This is a genomic window from Chroogloeocystis siderophila 5.2 s.c.1, assembly GCF_001904655.1.
Classification (GTDB): domain Bacteria; phylum Cyanobacteriota; class Cyanobacteriia; order Cyanobacteriales; family Chroococcidiopsidaceae; genus Chroogloeocystis; species Chroogloeocystis siderophila.
Genome location: NZ_MRCC01000006.1, coordinates 183,292 through 201,705, shown reverse-complemented (window position 1 = coordinate 201,705; position 18,414 = coordinate 183,292). Strand labels below are relative to the sequence as shown.

Annotated in this window: 20 protein-coding genes and 1 pseudogene; 16 read left to right on the top strand and 5 right to left on the bottom strand. The window is 44.4% G+C overall.

The window, feature by feature from the left end; translation table 11 throughout:
- The first annotated feature begins 398 nt into the window (after window positions 1-398).
- The 11 genes from NIES1031_RS09060 to NIES1031_RS09010 all read left to right on the top strand — a co-directional run bounded on the left by NIES1031_RS09060 (window position 399) and on the right by NIES1031_RS09010 (window position 8,516).
- A complete protein-coding gene (locus tag NIES1031_RS09060; protein ID WP_073549093.1) occupies window positions 399-917 on the top strand; it encodes a C-phycocyanin subunit beta in 519 nt (172 codons plus the stop codon).
- 62 nt (window positions 918-979) lie between these two features.
- Window positions 980-1,468 carry a C-phycocyanin subunit alpha gene (gene cpcA / locus NIES1031_RS09055; protein WP_073549092.1) on the top strand — a complete coding sequence of 163 codons (489 nt, stop codon included), beginning with the start codon at window positions 980-982 and terminating at the stop codon, window positions 1,466-1,468.
- A 127-nt stretch (window positions 1,469-1,595) separates the two neighbouring features.
- Complete coding sequence (locus NIES1031_RS09050; RefSeq protein WP_073549171.1) at window positions 1,596-2,474, top strand: phycobilisome linker polypeptide; 879 nt, start codon at window positions 1,596-1,598, stop codon at window positions 2,472-2,474.
- 98 nt (window positions 2,475-2,572) lie between these two features.
- Window positions 2,573-2,899, top strand: coding sequence for a rod-capping linker protein CpcD (locus NIES1031_RS09045; protein ID WP_015190907.1), 327 nt, complete (start codon window positions 2,573-2,575; stop codon window positions 2,897-2,899).
- Window positions 2,900-2,927: 28 nt separating this feature from the next.
- On the top strand, window positions 2,928-3,176 hold the full coding sequence (locus tag NIES1031_RS09040; protein ID WP_073549091.1) for a rod-capping linker protein CpcD: 249 nt from the start codon (window positions 2,928-2,930) through the stop codon (window positions 3,174-3,176).
- Window positions 3,177-3,182: 6 nt separating this feature from the next.
- Window positions 3,183-4,004, top strand: coding sequence for a C-phycocyanin alpha-cysteine-84 phycocyanobilin lyase subunit CpcE (locus NIES1031_RS09035; RefSeq protein WP_073549090.1), 822 nt, complete (start codon window positions 3,183-3,185; stop codon window positions 4,002-4,004).
- A gap of 22 nt (window positions 4,005-4,026) precedes the next feature.
- A complete protein-coding gene (locus NIES1031_RS09030; protein WP_073549089.1) occupies window positions 4,027-4,653 on the top strand; it encodes a C-phycocyanin alpha-cysteine-84 phycocyanobilin lyase subunit CpcF in 627 nt (208 codons plus the stop codon).
- Window positions 4,654-4,696: 43 nt separating this feature from the next.
- Entirely contained in the window at window positions 4,697-5,545 is an 849-nt protein-coding gene (locus NIES1031_RS09025; RefSeq protein ID WP_073549088.1) for a phycobilisome rod-core linker protein CpcG1, read from the top strand.
- Between the two features lie 149 nt (window positions 5,546-5,694).
- On the top strand, window positions 5,695-6,438 hold the full coding sequence (locus NIES1031_RS09020; protein ID WP_073549087.1) for a phycobilisome rod-core linker protein CpcG2: 744 nt from the start codon (window positions 5,695-5,697) through the stop codon (window positions 6,436-6,438).
- A gap of 68 nt (window positions 6,439-6,506) precedes the next feature.
- On the top strand, window positions 6,507-7,280 hold the full coding sequence (locus NIES1031_RS09015; RefSeq protein ID WP_073549086.1) for a phycobilisome rod-core linker protein CpcG4: 774 nt from the start codon (window positions 6,507-6,509) through the stop codon (window positions 7,278-7,280).
- 150 nt (window positions 7,281-7,430) lie between these two features.
- Entirely contained in the window at window positions 7,431-8,516 is a 1,086-nt protein-coding gene (locus NIES1031_RS09010; protein WP_073549085.1) for a calcium/sodium antiporter, read from the top strand.
- A 91-nt stretch (window positions 8,517-8,607) separates the two neighbouring features.
- Here the strand turns inward: NIES1031_RS09010 and psb29 are convergent, their stop codons facing one another.
- Both psb29 and NIES1031_RS09000 read right to left on the bottom strand, forming a co-directional pair.
- The gene (psb29, locus tag NIES1031_RS09005; protein ID WP_073549084.1) at window positions 8,608-9,363 is read right to left on the bottom strand and encodes a photosystem II biogenesis protein Psp29; all 756 of its coding nucleotides are present in this window, start codon (window positions 9,361-9,363) and stop codon (window positions 8,608-8,610) included.
- A gap of 185 nt (window positions 9,364-9,548) precedes the next feature.
- Window positions 9,549-9,851: a hypothetical protein gene (locus tag NIES1031_RS09000; RefSeq protein ID WP_073549083.1), complete on the bottom strand. Its 303-nt coding sequence runs from the start codon at window positions 9,849-9,851 to the stop codon at window positions 9,549-9,551.
- 226 nt (window positions 9,852-10,077) lie between these two features.
- Between NIES1031_RS09000 and NIES1031_RS08995 the strand changes: the two genes are divergently transcribed.
- From NIES1031_RS08995 to NIES1031_RS08980, 4 genes are all read left to right on the top strand, one after another.
- On the top strand, window positions 10,078-11,136 hold the full coding sequence (locus NIES1031_RS08995) for a chlorophyll a/b binding light-harvesting protein (protein ID WP_073549082.1): 1,059 nt from the start codon (window positions 10,078-10,080) through the stop codon (window positions 11,134-11,136).
- A 76-nt stretch (window positions 11,137-11,212) separates the two neighbouring features.
- Entirely contained in the window at window positions 11,213-12,727 is a 1,515-nt protein-coding gene (locus tag NIES1031_RS08990; RefSeq protein WP_073549081.1) for a chlorophyll a/b binding light-harvesting protein, read from the top strand.
- A 79-nt stretch (window positions 12,728-12,806) separates the two neighbouring features.
- The gene (gene fldA, locus NIES1031_RS08985) at window positions 12,807-13,316 is read left to right on the top strand and encodes a flavodoxin FldA (RefSeq protein ID WP_073549080.1); all 510 of its coding nucleotides are present in this window, start codon (window positions 12,807-12,809) and stop codon (window positions 13,314-13,316) included.
- An 82-nt stretch (window positions 13,317-13,398) separates the two neighbouring features.
- Window positions 13,399-14,130: an alpha/beta fold hydrolase gene (locus NIES1031_RS08980; RefSeq protein WP_073549079.1), complete on the top strand. Its 732-nt coding sequence runs from the start codon at window positions 13,399-13,401 to the stop codon at window positions 14,128-14,130.
- 144 nt (window positions 14,131-14,274) lie between these two features.
- On the opposite strand, the pseudogene NIES1031_RS08975 reads toward NIES1031_RS08980, so the two are convergent.
- Window positions 14,275-14,635: pseudogene (locus NIES1031_RS08975) on the bottom strand (catalase); the annotation flags it as partial.
- A 115-nt stretch (window positions 14,636-14,750) separates the two neighbouring features.
- On the opposite strand from NIES1031_RS08975, the gene NIES1031_RS08970 reads away from it, so the two are divergent.
- Window positions 14,751-16,112, top strand: coding sequence for an NAD(P)/FAD-dependent oxidoreductase (locus tag NIES1031_RS08970; protein WP_073549078.1), 1,362 nt, complete (start codon window positions 14,751-14,753; stop codon window positions 16,110-16,112).
- Window positions 16,113-16,206: 94 nt separating this feature from the next.
- Here NIES1031_RS08970 and NIES1031_RS24820 read toward each other — a convergent pair whose 3' ends face one another.
- Together NIES1031_RS24820 and NIES1031_RS08965 are read right to left on the bottom strand one after the other, a co-directional pair.
- Window positions 16,207-16,914: a putative bifunctional diguanylate cyclase/phosphodiesterase gene (locus tag NIES1031_RS24820; RefSeq protein ID WP_236738780.1), complete on the bottom strand. Its 708-nt coding sequence runs from the start codon at window positions 16,912-16,914 to the stop codon at window positions 16,207-16,209.
- On the bottom strand, window positions 16,872-18,395 hold the full coding sequence (locus NIES1031_RS08965) for a bifunctional diguanylate cyclase/phosphodiesterase (protein WP_218596712.1): 1,524 nt from the start codon (window positions 18,393-18,395) through the stop codon (window positions 16,872-16,874). The genes NIES1031_RS24820 and NIES1031_RS08965 overlap by 43 nt, the downstream gene beginning before the upstream one ends.
- Window positions 18,396-18,414 lie beyond the last annotated feature (19 nt).

Sequence of the window (18,414 nt, the reverse complement as noted above, 5' to 3'; positions counted from 1 at the left end):
GAAGTTTTATTACTGTTAGAAATGCTTTTTAGGGAGTGCAATGAACGTGCAGAAAGGGTTTGAGCTTTTATTTAGCAAGTACGGGAAAAACTTAACAACTTGTAAAAAACAATGACACGAGGGCATTGTATAAAGATTACCTGGAGGGGTTAAGTAACAGGCAAAAGCAACAAAAACACTCATCCATCAAGTGAACGACTTTCTCATAAAAGTCACACACCTTCTCAGATTTCTCGCTTGTACCGTTTGATCCCCAACTAACGACCAAGAGCAACTGAGAATAGCTTGAAAAAGTGTTTTGAGTAAAGTCTGTTGCGGTCAATTCCAACCGCATACAACAACATTCCTGATTTTAAAAACAGCACTCTACTTTTCGCTCATTTAGGAGAATAAAGTCGATGTTAGATGCATTCGCCAAAGTAGTATCCCAAGCTGACTCAAGAGGTGAGTTCTTAAGCAGCGAGCAATTAGACGCACTCACCAACATGGTAAAAGACGGCAACAAGCGCTTGGATACAGTGAACCGCATCACCAGCAACGCTTCGAGCATTGTTACCGATGCAGCCCGTGCGTTGTTTGAAGAGCAGCCTCAGTTGATCCAACCAGGTGGAAATGCTTACACCAACCGTCGTATGGCTGCTTGCTTACGCGACATGGAAATCATCTTACGTTATGTAACCTATGCCATGATGGCTGGTGATGCTAGCGTACTTGATGATCGCTGCTTGAATGGTCTGCGCGAAACTTACCAAGCATTGGGCGTACCTGGCGGTTCTGTTGCTGCTGGCGTGCAAAAAATGAAAGATGCTGCAATTAAGATCGCCAACGACCCTAATGGGATTACCCAAGGTGATTGCAGCCAATTAATGTCTGAACTAGCAAGCTACTTTGACCGCGCTGCTTCTGCTGTTGCCTAATATTTTCAAAGCTTATATAGCTGAATTAAACTTCGAGAAAACAAAAAGGAGATATTGCAACAATGAAAACCCCAATTACAGAAGCAATCGGCGCTGCGGATACCCAAGGTCGTTTTTTAAGCAACACCGAATTACAAGCTATTAATGGTCGCTTTGACCGTGCAGCAGCTAGTATGGAAGCTGCAAGAGCATTGACTCAAAAGTCACAGCAACTTATTGACGGAGCCGCACAAGCAGTTTATCAGAAGTTTCCTTACACCACCCAAATGCAAGGACCTCAGTATGCTTCTGATTCGCGTGGTAAATCCAAGTGTGCGCGTGATATTGGTCACTACCTGCGCATGGTAACTTACTGCCTCGTTGCTGGTGGTACAGGTCCAATGGACGAGTACTTAATTGCTGGTTTGGATGAAATCAACCGCTCTTTCGACCTATCGCCTAGCTGGTATGTCGAAGCATTGAAGCACATCAAGTCTAACCATGGCTTGCAAGGTCAAGCAGCTAACGAAGCCAACACATACATTGACTACGCTATCAACGCCCTGAGTTAGTATTCAGGTGCGATGCCCGGAAGAGTAAGCGAGTGTTGGCGCAAAAAGCTAGCAGTTGCTAATTTTTCCGGGCATTGTTTTTCCAATTTTGCAGAATCAAAAATTTATTGCATTGGGAGAACCGTTGATGAGCGCTTTAATGGTAAACAACTTAGCAGCTGCAGGGCGTTTAGGGCTTTCGGCATTTGATGCTTCATCAAGAGTTGAGTTGCGGCCTGATTGGACTGAAGATGACATTCAGACCGTTATTCGTGCTGTTTATCGTCAGGTATTAGGCAACGACTATGTGATGCAAGCAGAACGTCTAACATCTGCGGAATCGCTTCTACGGCAAGGAAATATCACAGTTCGCGATTTTGTCCGCGCCGTTGCTAAATCAGATTTATACAAAAACAAGTTTTTCTATCCCAATTCAAATCAACGCTTTGTTGAACTCAATTTCAAGCATCTTTTAGGTCGCGCACCATATAGCGAAGAAGAACTAGCTTATCATACACAACTGTGTGAGGAGCAAGGTTACGATGCTGAGATTGATTCGCATATCGATAGCATTGAATACGAAAACAGCTTTGGTAATAACGTCGTTCCGTATTATCGCGGCTTTATGGTCGAGCCAGGCGTGCAAACCACTGGTTTTACACGGATGTTCCGGCTTTATCGCGGATATGCGACAAGCGATCGCGGCACTGTAGGCGGCAAATCGCCTCGGTTAATGCGCGAACTCGGACGCAACCAAGCTTCCAACATTGTGCAACCTGCTGGTAGTAGTTCCACCTGGAAACACGCGGCAATTCCTGCGGATGCTGCACCCCGAAAAGCCCTGGGTGGCACTCCTGAAGAAAGCGGACGGATGTACCGCATCGAAGTCACGGGAATTCTGCAACCTGGATATCCCAAAGTCCGCCGGAGTAGTACTGCATTTTTAGTGCCTTACGAACGGCTGTCGCAGAAGTACCAAGAAATCACCAAAAAAGGTGGCAGGATCGTCAGCGTCACCCCCGCATAAAGAGGAGCGAGGAGCGAGGAGCGAGGAAATTAACCTTGTGCTTCGTGCCTCGTAACCTAAATTTAAAGTCTAAATACTACAGGGAAAGACAAATAAAAATGTTTGGTCAAACTGGACTTGGCAGTGGCAGACTCAGCAATGCCGAAAATCGGATGTTTCGCTACGAAGTCAGAGGGATGCGTCAGACATACGAAAACGATCAACTCAGTTATCCGATTCGCAGTAGCGGCAGTTTCTTCATTAGCGTTCCCTACAATCGGATGAATGAAGAAATGCAGCGCATTCACCGCATGGGTGGCACCATTGTGAGTATTGAACCGCTGACGATTGATGGTAACAGCCAAGCTAAAAGCGAAGCAACCGCAGTGACGCAAAACCTAGAAGCTGAAGGCAAGAACAAAGCGGCAGGCGCAGATAAGGATTAGACCTTACTACAGGAGAGACAAAGCAGTCATGTTTGGTCAAACAACCGTTGGAAACGGAGGCGTATCCTCTAACGCCAGTCGCGTATTTCGTTATGAAGTTGTTGGCTTGCGTCAGAACCAAGAAACTGACAAAAATAATTACGATATCCGCCGTAGTGGCAGTGTATTTGTTACAGTTCCCTACAACCGCATGAACGAGGAAATGCAGCGGATTACTCGCTTAGGAGGTAAGATTGTCAGTATTCAACCGTTAAGCGTTGCTGCTAATGATTCTTAAGAGCTAATGCAGGATTCTAATTGGTCAGAAGACTCCGTAGCAGAAACACAAGGACTTACCGTAGAACAGGCGATCGCCAACCTTCGATCGCCTGATTTGAGCTTGCGCTACTATGCGGCTTGGTGGTTGGGTAAATTTCGTGTCAACACACCTAGTGCAGTAGCAGCTTTAATTGTAGCGTTAGAAGACGAAGATGATCGCACCGAATTAGGAGGATACCCACTGCGGCGCAACGCGGCTAGAGCCTTAGGGAAACTTGGTGACACGCAAGCCGTGCCTGGATTGATTCGCTGTCTAGCGTGTGAAGATTATTACGTGCGCGAAGCAGCCGCGCAATCACTAGGAATGCTAGACGCGCCGACGGCAATTCCCGCGTTGATGGAATTATTAATAGGTGGTGTAGAGGTCGCTATGCCAGTTCCAGGACGCCCGCACTTGACTCAACCTTATGACTCGGTAATTGAAGCTTTAGGTGCGTTACAAGCAAAGCAAGCAGTATCGCTCATTCAACCTTTCTTAGAACATCCACAAGCAAAAGTTCAGTACGCGGCGACGCGAGCAATGTATCAACTGACGCAGGAAGATCGCTACGGTCAACGCTTGATGCAAGCTTTAGAAGGTGACGATCTACAACTGCGCCGTACCGCACTCAGCGATTTAGGCGCAATTGGTTATTTCCCAGCACGCGAAGCGATCGCTCGTTGTGCCGCCGAAAACAGTTTCAAACTGCTAGCGCTGAAAGGGCTGCTAGAACATCAAGCCAAACAGCACGAAACACCAACTCAAGACGCGATCCAAGTCATGAACCTGATGGACTTTCTCTTATAAACCCTGACCTCCGAACCCCATAATGACCGAAGCACAAGCCCTCATCCGCGCCGTCGAACAAGCCGACTCTGCCCCGCGCTTAGTCGCAGCAGTCAGGGATTTGGCAGCCGCTGAAGTCGAAGCAGGGATATCGACGCTGATTGCCGTCCTGGGTTACAACAATCCTACCGCCGCTGCCGCAGCAGTACAGGGATTAATTCAAATCGGTAGTCCAGCGGTACAACCGTTAATTGAAAAACTTGACGATTACAACTACGGCGCAAGAGCGTATGCAATTCGAGCCTTAGCAGCGATTGCTGACCCGCGTGCTTTGGATATTCTACTCGCTTCGGCAGCGACCGATTTTGCTCCAAGTGTCCGGCGTGCGGCTGCTAAAGGGCTTGGGAATTTACGCTGGAGTGAATTATCTACACAACAGCAAACTGCTGCTCAAGCAAAAGCATTAGAGACTTTAGCATTCATTGTCCAAGATGCAGACTGGTCGATTCGCTACGCTGCGGTTGTTGGCTTGCAAGGGCTAGCAACAACGTCCGAACTGACACCGCAAATTCAGGGCAAGTTTGCGCAAATTTTAGAAACCGAAAAAGATGCCGCAGTGCGATCGCGCGTGCAATTAGCTCAATCGCAATTATTCAGTACAACTTTTTAAAACAAATTTTACTGTTTTCATTCGGTACTATAAGGCTGTCAAAATGTCAATACCTCTACTTGAAATCACCCCGACTACCCAAAATCAACGCGTTGCTGGCTACGAAGTTCCAGACGAAGACGACCCAAGAATGTATCGCATGATCGATGTGACATCAGATACAGATGTTAACGAACTCATCTGGGCAGCGTATCGACAAATTTTTAGCGAACACTTGATTTTAGAAACGTATCGTCAACCGTTTCTAGAATCACAACTACGCAATCGAGCGATCACAGTCCGCGACTTTGTGCGCGGGTTAGGGAAATCGGAAGTTTACCGTGAATTGGTAGGCGAAACAAATTCTAACTATCGTTTAGTAGATATCACCTTCAAGCGATTTTTAGGACGCGCGACTTACGGGAAAGACGAACAGATTTCTTGGTCAATTGTGATTGCAACACGAGGCTTGAACGGGTTTATCGACGCGATCGTAGATGGTGAAGAGTATCGGCAAAATTTTGGCGATGATGTTGTACCGTATCAGCGGCGTCGCTTTAACGAACGTCCATTTAATTTAGTCAATCCGCGTTATGGAGCGTACTGGCGCGATCGCCAGACATTACAATCCATATCAGGACGTTCTTATTATCAAGTACGACGGACACAAAATATGCCCAAACAAGAAGCTGCGCGTCGAGCAATTCCCAATACTTTTTTCGCAATGGCAGGAAGCTTATTACCAAACGAGCGTAACTATCAGCGAACCATTGCTAGTGTCACCTCGCAAGTCAAAAATCTAGAAATTCCTGATATGACTCGCGGAGAAAATTCCTTACAGCGTGCCGTTAAACCCACCGAAGTTGCTTTGCCTTATCGCTATATTCCCTCGGCTAATCCCAAAGTAGATTGATGCGCGGCTAAGTAAATGGGTGTAAATGGGTGTAAACGCAACTTGGCAATTGGTAATTGGTTAGAGCGACATAAATCTATACAATTACCCATGACCTGTTACCCGTCACCAATTGAGCTAACACTTAACCTAAAGATCCAATTAAATCTATGCCAATTCCTTTACTTGAATATCAACCGAGTTCCCAAAATCAGCGGGTATCGGGTTATGAAGTACCAAACGAGGATACTCCTTGGATTTATCGTTTAGAAGATTGTGCTTCGGATGGCGAAATCCAAGAATTAATTTGGGCAGCGTATCGCCAAGTCTTCAGCGAACATGAAACACTGAAGTTTTACCGCCAAGCGCAGCTAGAATCGCAACTGAAAAATCGTGCAATTACTGTTCGCGATTTCATTCGCGGGTTAGCAAAATCAGAAAGCTTTCGTCGCTTGGTTGTAGAAACAAATTCTAACTACCGATTGGTAGAAGTTGGCTTGAAACGACTTCTAGGCCGCGCCCCGTACAATCGAGACGAAGAAATTGCTTGGTCGATTAAAATAGCTAGCCTCGGCTGGAACGGTTTTGTAGACGCTTTGCTCGATAGCGAAGAATACCAAACCAATTTTGGCGATACAACAGTACCGTATCAGCGGCGTCGCTATAAAGATCGTCCGTTTAATTTGGTTACACCGCGTTACGGCGATTACTGGCGTGATAAGGAAGAAAAAGAGCGCTACAAGTGGGGCGATATTAATAACTTCATGAAAATGGCAAGTTCAATTAATATTCGACAAGTACAATTTACACCTGTCAATACTGCCAACATTCAAATTCCGGACATGACACGGGATAATAAACAAGGGGTACCAGTTTCAGTCAATCCTTCAGCTAGCTTCCCTGTCCGGTTGTAACAGCTGGAGCAATTGAATTTCCCCTTAATTTGACGACTCAACTTATCGTTTGAAACGGAGATACCAGCATGGCGTTGCCGTTGCTTCAGTACAAACCTACAACACAAAATCACCGCGTCCGCAGCTTTGGCGTTGCTGACCTCGACGACGAAACTCCATATATCTACCGTATAGAAGACGCGAACTCGCCCGCAGAGATTCAAGACTTGATCTGGGCTGCTTATCGCCAGGTTTTCAGCGAGCATGAAATTCTCAAAGCCAACCGTCAAGTACAGCTAGAGTCTCAACTCAAGAATCGCGCAATTTCGGTACGCGATTTTATTCGCGGACTTGCCAAGTCGGAGCGATTTTATCAAATGGTGGTTGCAGTGAATAACAACTACCGCCTGGTTGATATCTGCTTGAAGCGCTTTCTCGGTCGCTCATCTTACAACAAAGATGAGCAAATCGCTTGGTCAATCAAAATTGGCACGCTAGGCTTTCATGGCTTTGTTGATGCCTTGCTTGATAGTGAAGAGTACACCGATAACTTTGGTGATTATACTGTACCTTATCAGCGCAAGCGGATGGAAGGTCGCCCCTTCAACTTAGTGACTCCCCGCTATGGTGAAGACTTCCGCGAAACAGCTGGCACTGTCACCACCGATTGGCGTTTTGCGCTGGAGCAATTCTACAGCCGCAAGTACGAACAGCGACAGCTACGCGAAGGCGATCCCCGCAAGTATCGCGATATGGCAGCGGCGATCGCACCCAAGCAAAACTACGCTCAAGGTGTTTCTGCCTACAACATCGACTACATGAAAATGGTTCCGGTGCGTAACGCTTCGGGTAGTAAGCGCTAAGCTAGCTGTGAACTGGGGTTTGATTTCTTAATTTTGTCATCTAATCAACTGGGTCTGGTTTCCGCACTGTTTGTGGCGATCGCATAACATTGATTGTTAGCTATTCGTCAAGGCAAGTGGTAACTGGACCCAGTAGTTTATATAAGGTTTATGGATATTACAACAATCGTTTTATTAATTATCGGTCTAGTGCTACTTGTTGTTGGCGCGGAAATATTGGTACGTGGAGCATCGCGCCTCGCGGCTAGTGCTGGAGTCTCACCCCTAATCATCGGTTTAACGATAGTTGCTTATGGCACCAGTTCACCCGAACTTGCGGTTAGCATGCAATCTGCTTTTGCCGGACAAGCTGATATTGCATTGGGTAATGTCGTTGGCAGTAATATTTTTAATGTTTTATTTATATTGGGTGTTTCTTCGTTGGTTGCTCCTCTAATCGTCTCGCAGCAATTAGTCAAGTTTGATGTCCCGATTATGATCGGTGTTTCATTTTTGACTCATCTGCTTGGCTATGATGGTAGAATTGACAGAGTTGATGGAATTTTACTATTTGTTGGTGGTGTTGCTTATACGCTTTTTTTGATTTACCAAAGCCGTCAAGAAAAAGATACTGCGGTTCAAGAAGAATACGCTAGAGAGTATGGCAACTACGAAAGAACAGCTTGGTTAGTTAATTTAGGTTTTATCCTTGGTGGTTTAGTATTACTCGTCATCGGTTCTCGTTGGTTAGTAAGTGGCGCGATCGCGATCGCCCAAGCGATTGGCGTCAGCCAGCTAATCATCGGATTAACAATTGTTGCCGCTGGAACATCTTTACCCGAAGTTGCTACTTCAGTTGTTGCGAGTATGCGTGGAGAACGCGACATTGCGGTGGGAAACGTTGTCGGCAGTAATATTTTTAATATTCTCGCAGTTTTGGGGCTAGCGAGTATTTTCTCGCCTGATGGTGTTGCTGTTTCGGCTGCGGCGCTACGCTTTGATATTCCTGTAATGATTGCAACGGCGATCGCCTGTTTGCCAATTTTCTTTACAGATAACGTGATTTCCCGTTGGGAAGGAATTCTCTTTCTCGGTTATTACGTTGCTTATACAACCTACTTAATTTTGTATTCGACGCAACACGCCAGCTTGCCGATATTTAGCTTGGTGTTTCAAGCCTTTGTTATCCCTATCACACTCGTTACACTAGTTATTGTTACGTTGCGTTATATTCGCGCTCATCACAGTCGTAGCTAATGAAACTCACCTCTAGATGATAGGTAACTGGTAATAAATTATCCTATTACCAATTACTCATTACCATCATTCGATTTGTTTTTGCTGTTACCTAAGAACCAAAAGAAGCCTTGTCTTGCGACGAACCAGGCGCTTGCGACGGATCCTCAGCATCAGGAGTAGTCACTGCAATTCCTTTATCTGGAGTTTGTTGCTGACGTTTCTTACGGTCAGCGGAAAGTATATCTGCAATTGTTGCTAATGCTTGTTCCATTTTGTCTACATTAGCGCGGTACAATTCTAGATCTTTGTTGAGTTTGTCTTCTGAGATGTTCAACGTAGCAGCAATACTCTTAAGCGCATCAACTCGCTGCTTTTCGTCTTTGACTAAAGCAGGATCTGACAGTTCTAATAACCCAAAGACTCCAATCGCAAACAAGCGGCTGTACTTAAAGTTAGGATTAGAGGCGATCGCTTGAATTTGCTGCTGCAAATCACCCACTTCTTCTTTGTGAGTTTCCCCACGTAGCCACGCTATCAACTCAGGAGTTGATGTGTTCTTAGCAAATAGACCTAAACGTTCAGCATCCTGGCGATAGCGTTGTGGATCGCTTTCTACAGCTTGACACAAAGCATTAAAAATCGACTCCTTATCTCTTTCAGGTTGATACCCCTGCATAAACCGCTCAAAAGCAGTGACTACGCCCAGGGCATAAATTGGGTTGTAGCTAAAATCGACATTCACTGACAGCAAGTGCATTTCTACCATCAGTTCTTCGACCACCCGACGATAAATCGTGTTGATTGGACGGGTGTGAGATGTGTAGAAAGCTCGCTTGGTATCGGAAACTGTACGGACGTTATTCACTGGACGACTTCAAGGGCGACGTAAACTCATTGTCGCGCTTAACCGCCACTTTGCCAAGTTGCGCTTTGATCCCTATACAGGTTAAATGAATCATATTTGTTGGGAGCAGGTAAGGGGTAAGCAGCTAGCAAGAGGAAAAAACTGCCAATGACTTAATTACCAGTTACCAACTTTTCAATGAGTTTTCACCGATATTTACAAGCTTTTGGATGACACTTGGGTGGATTTGCCGCCGGTTCATAATCTAAACAATTGATCGCGTCTTCGGTAAGTGCTTTGCAAGGATGAACAGTACATTTGAGTCGATAATCTCCGGTGAAGTAGGCGCAGCGGCTACAAGGAACTTGGTGCAATTGCTTGAGTCGAGCGATACCATCTCGCGTTGCGATCGCGATACTCCACAGAAACACAGCTAGCAACGATGAAACCGAAACCATACATAGTGGAGTTGTAATCGGCTGAACAACTTGAAGAAATAAATTGAACATATGCGTTATGCCAAGTGGGTGTAAGTTGTAGCGAATTCTTTACGTTTTTGTTGCTGCTGAAACAGCGTGCAGCAATACAGTGTTTCCCCTAAAAATCGCGCTGGCAGTTGCGCTTGTAAAAAGTTGCAGAAAATTAATGAAAAGGATTGTCAATAACTAACGTTATAGTGTAAGCTATCTTGCAAGTTTTTGAAAAATATTTTCAACAATTAGGAGGTAAAAGACGGTGACAAATGTCGCTAAGAGTCCACTTTCAGTGGAGCAAGATCTCGCAGAGTCTCCCTGGTGGGCAGGTAATGCACGCCTCACGAATTTATCGGGTAAATTACTCGGCGCTCATGTTGCTCATTCTGGTTTGATTGTGCTGTGGGCAGGCGCTATGACTTTATTTGAACTGGGTCATTTTAATCCTGCAAAACCGATGTACGAGCAAGGATTAATTTTGCTACCGCATCTAGCCGCCCAAGGTTGGGGAGTTGGTGCCAATGGTACTGTGGTAGATACGCAGCCGTACTTTGCGATCGGTGTCATTCACCTCATTTCGTCCGCGTTTCTGGGTTTTGGTGGTATCTTTCATTCGCTACGCGGTCCAGAAAGGTTGGAAGGAAGGTTTTCCTTTTTTGGCTATGACTGGGCAGATACCAACAAAATGACGACGATTTTGGGCATTCACCTTGTTTTACTCGGCGTAGGTGCTTTTCTTTTAGTCACGAAGGCAATGTACTTTGGTGGTTTGTATGACCCGAATGTCGAAGATGTCAGAGTTATTACAAATCCAACGCTCGATCCGACAGTGATTTATGGCTATCTCTTCGGTGCGATGGGTAGGTTCTGGATTGCTGGCGTTGACAACCTAGAAGATGTTGTCGGCGGTCATATCTGGGTTGGTGGAATGCTAATTTTTGGTGGAATATTTCACATCCTAACCAAGCCTTTTCGCTGGACATATCCGTTCTTTGTTTGGTCGGGAGAAGCTTATCTTTCTTACAGCTTGGGCGCTTTGGCATTGATGGGATTCGTTGCAACGCTGTTCGTCTCCGTCAATACCACTGTTTATCCTGAAGTGTTTTACGGTCCTGCGCTGGTGGTACGGCAGAATATTGTGCCTTACTTTTCATCGCCCGATCCTGATTTAGTCACCTCGCGGACTTGGCTAGCGAATGCTCATTTTTGGTTAGCGTTTTTCTTTCTGCAAGGACATATCTGGCACGCTTTGCGATCGCGTGGTTTAGATTTTCGTAAAGGTCGCATCAGTGAAGATGCAGTGATTCCGCAACCAAGTTAATGCTACTTAGCAAATTTACTCAATAGATTTCTGTACTTGACACTGCAATAACGCAAATTATTCGCAAGGAGTTCTCATGACCGCAGTGATCTCAGATAGCCCTTACAAAAACCAAATTCCTGACGTAGGTTGGTGGGCTGGTAATTTTCGCTTAACAAACTTATCGGGTAAGTTGTTGGGCGCGCACGTTGCGCATTCAGGGTTGATTTTGCTATGGGCTGGAGGAATGACACTATTCGAGTTGTCACGTTTTCATCCCGATCAACCGATGTACGAACAAGGGTTAATTTTACTGCCGCATTTAGCAACGCTGGGCTTGGGTGTTGGGGCTGGCGGACAAGTGATTAGCACCTATCCTTACTTTGTTGTTGCCGTTTTGCATTTGATACCGTCAGTTATTCTGGCAGCCGGAGGACTTTATCACGCTTTATTAGGTCCCGAAGTTTTAGAAGACAACCCTACCCTAGCTGGGTTCTTCGGTTATGACTGGAAAGATAAAGATAAAATCACGTCTATTTTAGGCATTCACCTCGTACTTTTAGGTTTAGGCGCGTTGCTACTTGTTGCCAAAGCGATGTTTTGGGGTGGATTATTCGACCCTTGGGCAGCGGGTGGTGGTGATGTGCGCGTTATCAGTCATCCTACACTCAATCCTATCCGCATTTTTGGCTATCTATTCGGGGCTTGGGGTTCAGAAGGAATGGCTGCGGTCGATAACTTAGAAGATGTTGTCGGCGGTCACATCTGGGTTGGCTTGATGTTGATTGGCGGTGGAATCTTCCACATCTTGACGCAACCTTTTGCTTGGGCGCGACGCATTTTAATTTACTCAGGCGAAGCTTATCTTTCGTATAGCATTGGCGCTGTTGCCTACATGGGCTTCTTTGCTGCGTACTTCGCGTGGGTCAATAACACCGCTTACCCCGAAGTATTTTATGGTCCGGTACGCACTTTAGAATCTGCGCCTGGGTTAGTTTCTGTGCGTGGTTGGCTGGTGACATTCCATCTTGTCCTCGCTTTGATTTTCCTCATCGGTCATATTTGGCACGCTTTACGCGCGCGCGCAACTGCGGCTGGATTTGATTTCAAAAAAGGTGACATGGTTCAGCCACCGCAAGTTAATCCGCAAATGGCAGCTGCAAACAATGCGATCAATTCCCAAGATGTGACGTTGAATTTTCTCAAATACCTACCAATTTACCGCCCAGGAATTAATCCTTTAGCACGGGGATTAGAAATTGGTATGGCACACGGTTATTGGCTAGTAGGACCTTTTGCTGTACTAGGTTCTATTGGAATATTACGCGATGCGAACATTGGTGCTTTAGTTGGTTTACTCGCAGCTGGTGGTTTGATTGTCCTGCTGACCATCGGTTTTTCAATTTATGGTAGTACCAAACTAGAAAAACGCCTAGAAACTTTACCCCGACCAGCGTTTGCTGCAACAGTTCCCAACGTGCCAGAGGCTTTGCAGAATGTTGACGAGTGGAGTCAGTTTACAACCGGCTTTTTCATTGGTGGGATTGGTGGCGCAATTTTTGCGTACTTAATTTTGAATAGCTGGAGTGCATTTCAAGCGATCGCAAATTAATCAATGAGGAATGCGGGGCTTGTAATAAGTAAAATTGCCCCTTTCTTCATATTGATGTTCAATGTTTTAGGTGAAATAAATGTCAAGTATTGGTTTATTCTACGGTTCAACCACAGGCAAAACTGAAATTGTTGCCGAAATGATTCAAAAAGAATTGGGTGAAGATGTTGTCACGCTGCACAATATGGCAGATGTTGATGGTAGTGAGTTTAATGATTACGAAAATTTGATTATTGCGTGTCCTACCTGGAACATTGGGGAATTACAAAGTGATTGGGATGGCTTTTTCCCTGATTTAGACGATATTGATTTTAGTGGTAAAAAAGTCGCTTATTTTGGTACAGGCGATCAAGTTGGCTATACCGATAACTTTATGGATGCTTTGGGAATTTTGGAAGAAAAAATTTCTGAACTTGGTGGAACAACAGTCGGCTACTGGTCAACTGATGGCTATGATTTTAATGAATCGAAAGCTGTTAGAGATGGTAAGTTTGTCGGTTTAGCGCTGGATGAAGATAATCAATCAGATTTGACAGAACAGCGCGTTAAAACTTGGATTTCTCAACTGAAGAAAGAATTTGGCGTGTAGTTACTAAGAGATAACGACCACAATGCACAGGTATCTTGCCTGTGCTACTTGGCAATACATATTTGTTTGTGAAAGATTTTGTATGTCTATAGTTCCAGATGTTTTGTGGATTAATACTAGCCCTAGTTTGCAATGCTTTCATCGCCCACTTTTATGCTATTTGTCGCATCACTTAACTGTGGCGCAGTGGGAATATTGCCAAACGCAAGATGAGCCATGTTCGCTTGATGTTGCTTTAGAATTACTCCACGACTATTTACAATCGTGCGATCACCCAGTTCACTTAATCGGTCATAGTACGAGTGGCTTACTGGGATTACTCTATGCACGTCGCTATCCTGATAAAGTTAAATCGCTAACTCTCCTTGCTGTCGGGGCTGATCCGGCGCTTGATTGGCAAGCTCATTATTATAATCATCGTAAAATTATGAGTTGTCAAAGAGTCCTTACTTCGATGGCTTATAACTTGTTCGGTTCGCAAGATAAATGTACAATTAATAGTTTGATTAAACGCTTACAAAAAGACTTATATTGCTCGATATCACCGCATTCATTTTTACAACGAGTGAGTTTACCTGCAAGTGGCGTACCAGTACCATTAATGGTTTGTGGTGGCACTGATGATATCATTATCGAAAGCGCAGATTTACAAGGTTGGAAAGATTATTTGAAAGCAGGCGATCGCTTGTGGTTATGTCCTCAAGGAAAGCATTTTTTTCACTACTTTCAACATCAACTTGTTGGTGAACAAATAACCGATTTTTGGCAATTTACTCATCAATCCGCTTTACTCCATGCTAGTTTGTTGCTTTGAAAGGTTTCAACTATGCAATTAAAACTGGTAGAAATCTTGTATGGACACCTCTACCAGATGATAAATTTAATACAGATGCCTTCCGACTGAAGTCGGGGCTATGGGAATGAAGTGTGCAAGGCAGCACACTAGAAATTGACAACTGGGATCTTGTCTGAACGCATGAACCAAGTCAGGAAACTTGATGAGGTCGCGAATAAAAAAGATTTTCAAGTTGTTTCCAACTAAATCCCAGTTGCCATCCTCGGTATAGGTATAAAACTTGACGGCAAAACCACGCGGGTTGCGGAGCGTTTCCGGTCAATGTCCGCCATGAATCATCGTGGAAAACGGACAAAAACAGGCGTAATCTTACCTGTTTATTAAAAAAGATTGGCCGCCTATACTTGTTAATAGGTTCGTCGCCTACGGTGCCATACGCTTCAAAATAACCATGCGCCCCAGCACCACGTGCATGAACAACACATTCAGGAATTCGTTCGCGGTCAAAGTGCGTCATCTTTTCTGAACTGACTACTCATTACTCTATATTGCTTGACCTGTAGCGATCGCTACGCCGATTTTCTCTAGTTGAGCTAATATGAACATCTGTAAAGAAATTATCTAAAAGTCAGTTTTATATGATTAACGCTGTCGATAATCAATCTCTGCATCGTGTTGTCATTGTTGGTGGTGGGTTTGGCGGTTTGTATGCAGCGAAATCGCTCGGCAGTGTTCCTGTAGAGGTAACATTAATCGATAAGCGTAACTTTCATTTATTCCAACCCTTACTTTATCAAGTTGCGACAGGAACTTTATCGCCTGCCGATATTTCTTCTCCGCTAAGGTCAGTCCTAAACCGCAATAAAAACACCAAAGTGCTGATGGGAGAAGTTGTCGATATTGACCCAGAACAGCACAAAGTAACGCTGCAAAATCAAGAACTACACTACGATAGTTTAATCGTCGCTACAGGTGTTAAGCATTCGTATTTTGGCAAAGATGAATGGTCAGAATTTGCCCCAGGATTAAAAACCGTTGAAGATGCGCTAGAAATGCGGCGGCGAATTTTTGTCGCGTTTGAAACCGCCGAGAAAGAAACCGATCCAGAAAAACGTCGGGCTTGGTTAACGTTTGTGATTGTTGGTGGTGGACCGACAGGGGTAGAGTTAGCAGGTGCGATCGCCGAACTTGCGTACAGTACGCTGAAAAAAGATTTTCGCAATATTGATACCGCTGAAGCCAAAATCTTACTACTTGAAGGGATGGATCGCCTACTTCCGCCTTATGCACCCGAATTATCTGCCAAAGCTGCAAAATCCCTTCAGCAATTGGGTGTAACAGTGCAAACGAAAACATTAGTTACCAATATTGCCGATGATATCGTAACAATCAAGCAAGGCGATGAAGTAGCACAAATTGCTGCCAAAACCATTCTTTGGGCGGCGGGTGTCAAAGCGTCACCAATAGGAGAAACCTTGGCTAAGCGTACTGGCGCACAACTCGACCGTGCAGGACGCGTTATTGTCGAACCAGATTTGAGCATTCCAGGACATCCCAATATATTTGTTGTAGGTGACTTAGCAAATTTCTCGCACCAAAACGGTAAACCTCTACCTGGTGTTGCACCCGTGGCAATGCAGGAAGGACAGTATGTCGCCGCACTCATTAAACAACGACTACAAGAAAAAACATTACCACCCTTTAGTTACTTGGATCGTGGAAGTTTAGCCGTTATCGGACGTAATGCAGCGGTTGTAGACTTTGGTTTTGTCAAATTCTCCGGTTTCTTGGCGTGGCTAACGTGGGTATTTGTCCATATCTACTTCTTGATCGAATTCGACAACAAACTTGTTGTTCTTCTGCAATGGGGTTGGAATTATTGGACGCGCAAACGCGGTGCAAGATTAATTACAGGTGCAGAATCTTTACTAACAGTAGGAGTTAACGATCAAGGTGATTTCTACGCGCCAACTAATAGTAATTCAGCAGTTAAAGTTTAATATTGGTAACAGGTAATAAATAGTAAGAAAGCAGTGAGTATTTAGTAATCATCTATAAGCTAAAAGCCAATTGCTCACAGCTAACTGCTATTCCTCACCACTGAGGGTTGCTTTTTAGCAGAGTTTCTACTTGATCGCTACTGAGTGATCGCGAGATAAAAAATCCTTGAGCATATTCGCATTGCAATGTTTTTAAATAAGCAAGTTGTGCGGATGTTTCTACGCCTTCAGCGGTGACATCAATATTTAGTTTATGGGCAAGAGTAATAATTGTTTCAACAATTTCCGATCTCGCTTGCTCAATTCCAATACGCGAAACACAAGAGCGATCAATTTTTAAGCCATTGATGGGAAAATGGTATAAACGTGCTAATGATGAATAACCTGTACCAAAATCATCAATTGATAGCTGAACGCCTAAATTTCTGAGTTGCAGCAGTTTTGTTGAAATTGAATTGTTATCTTCCATAATCACGCCTTCAACAATTTCAAGTCTTAAGTTTGATGCGGCTAAATTGGTTTGCTGCAAGATTTGCTGAATTTGCTCGACAATATTAGGCTGAGAAAACTGCTTTCCAGAAAGATTAATGCTGATAATTACATTTTTTCCTTCTGGAATTTGTAGTTGCCATTGATAAAATTGATGACACGCAGTACGAATAACCCATTGACACAAGCGAGTGATTAACCCAGTTTCTTCGGCGGTGGCAATAAATTGATTTGGGTATTGTAAACCGTGTTGAGGATGTTGCCAGCGTACTAAGGCTTCAAACCCAGTAATTTTTCCTGTGTGTAAAGATATGATGGGTTGATATTGCAGAATAAACTCTTGTCTTTCAATCGCACGACGCAGGGCAGGTCAGTTTCTAGTTGTAAGCGTGCCACTGCTTTGGCATACATGGCAAGATTGAATATTTCGTAGCGTCCCACGCCTTGATTTTTAGCACGATACATCGCAATATCAGCGTTGCGTAGTAGTGCTTCGGGCTGGTCATAATTGGTGCTACTCAAAGCAATGCCAATACTTGCAGAGGTAAAGATTTGTTGCTCTTCTATTTCAAAAGGCAACATCAGTGCTTGTTCGATTCTTTCGGCGACACGAATTGTATCACTCGCATCTTGAATGCCATCGAGTAAGATTGTAAACTCATCGCCACCAAGACGGGCTACAGTATCACTTGGGCGAACGCATCCTTGCAGTCGAGTCGCGATCGCAATGAGTAACTTATCGCCGAGAAGATGACCTAAGCTGTCATTAATCACTTTAAAGCGATCTAAATCAAGAAAAAGAACCGCGAATAAATACTTTGGATATCTTTTAGCGTGTTGAATCACTTGTTCTAGACGATCTAGAAATAATGCGCGGTTAGGTAAACCTGTAAGTGCATCGTGAAAAGCATTTTGTAGCAATTCCTCTTCGGCTTGTTTGCGTTCGGTAATGTCGCGACAGATTGCATGTAATTCGATTGGTTCACCTTCGTTATCAATTACTAGCTGATTGTGTTCGCGTACCCAAAGTACTGAACCATCTTTACGAACTTTGCGAAGTTCGACTTCACTACTACTAATCTTTTCGCGGAAGATACTTGCCATCCACTCTTGCATCCAATCGCGATCACCTTCATACACTGTCACTAATGCAGGCTGACCGATTAACTCTTGTTTGTCGTAGCCTAAATACTCAGCAGCAAAATTATTAACCGATTTGAGCGTACCATCAGCGGCGATCGCAAAATAAGCATCAGGCGCAAAATCAAATAACTTTTGATACCGTTCTTCGCTTTCCCGCAACGCTTCCGCATTGGCAATCTTAGCACTGAGGCGCTGACCAAAATACGAACCCACTGATGCTAACAACAAAATACTTAAACCCGCAGTACCAGTAGAAATAGCAAGGATAAACCTATCCATTCCAGTACTCTGACGCAGAAGTTTGATTGATGGGTAATAGTCAACCGCCATCATCCCTAGGTAATGCAGTGCATCGATTGCGACTCCTGTAAAAATCGCGCTACCAACTTTACCCAAACTTTCCGACGACACAATTTTTTCAGCACTTGCATGAAACGCCAACCACAACGCGTTGGTAGACATAAAAATAGTAAAAACTCCCGCACCAATGACAAATAATTGGTTGTACACTGGCATCGCCGCAAGTCGCATTTCCCACATTGCGGTAAAATGCATACCAACAATGCCTAATCCGACAAACATTCCTCCTGCGAATAAACGCAACCAACCGAGTGGTCTTCTACTAGCAATTGATAATCCAACACCACACAAGGTGATCGCGACTAATAAG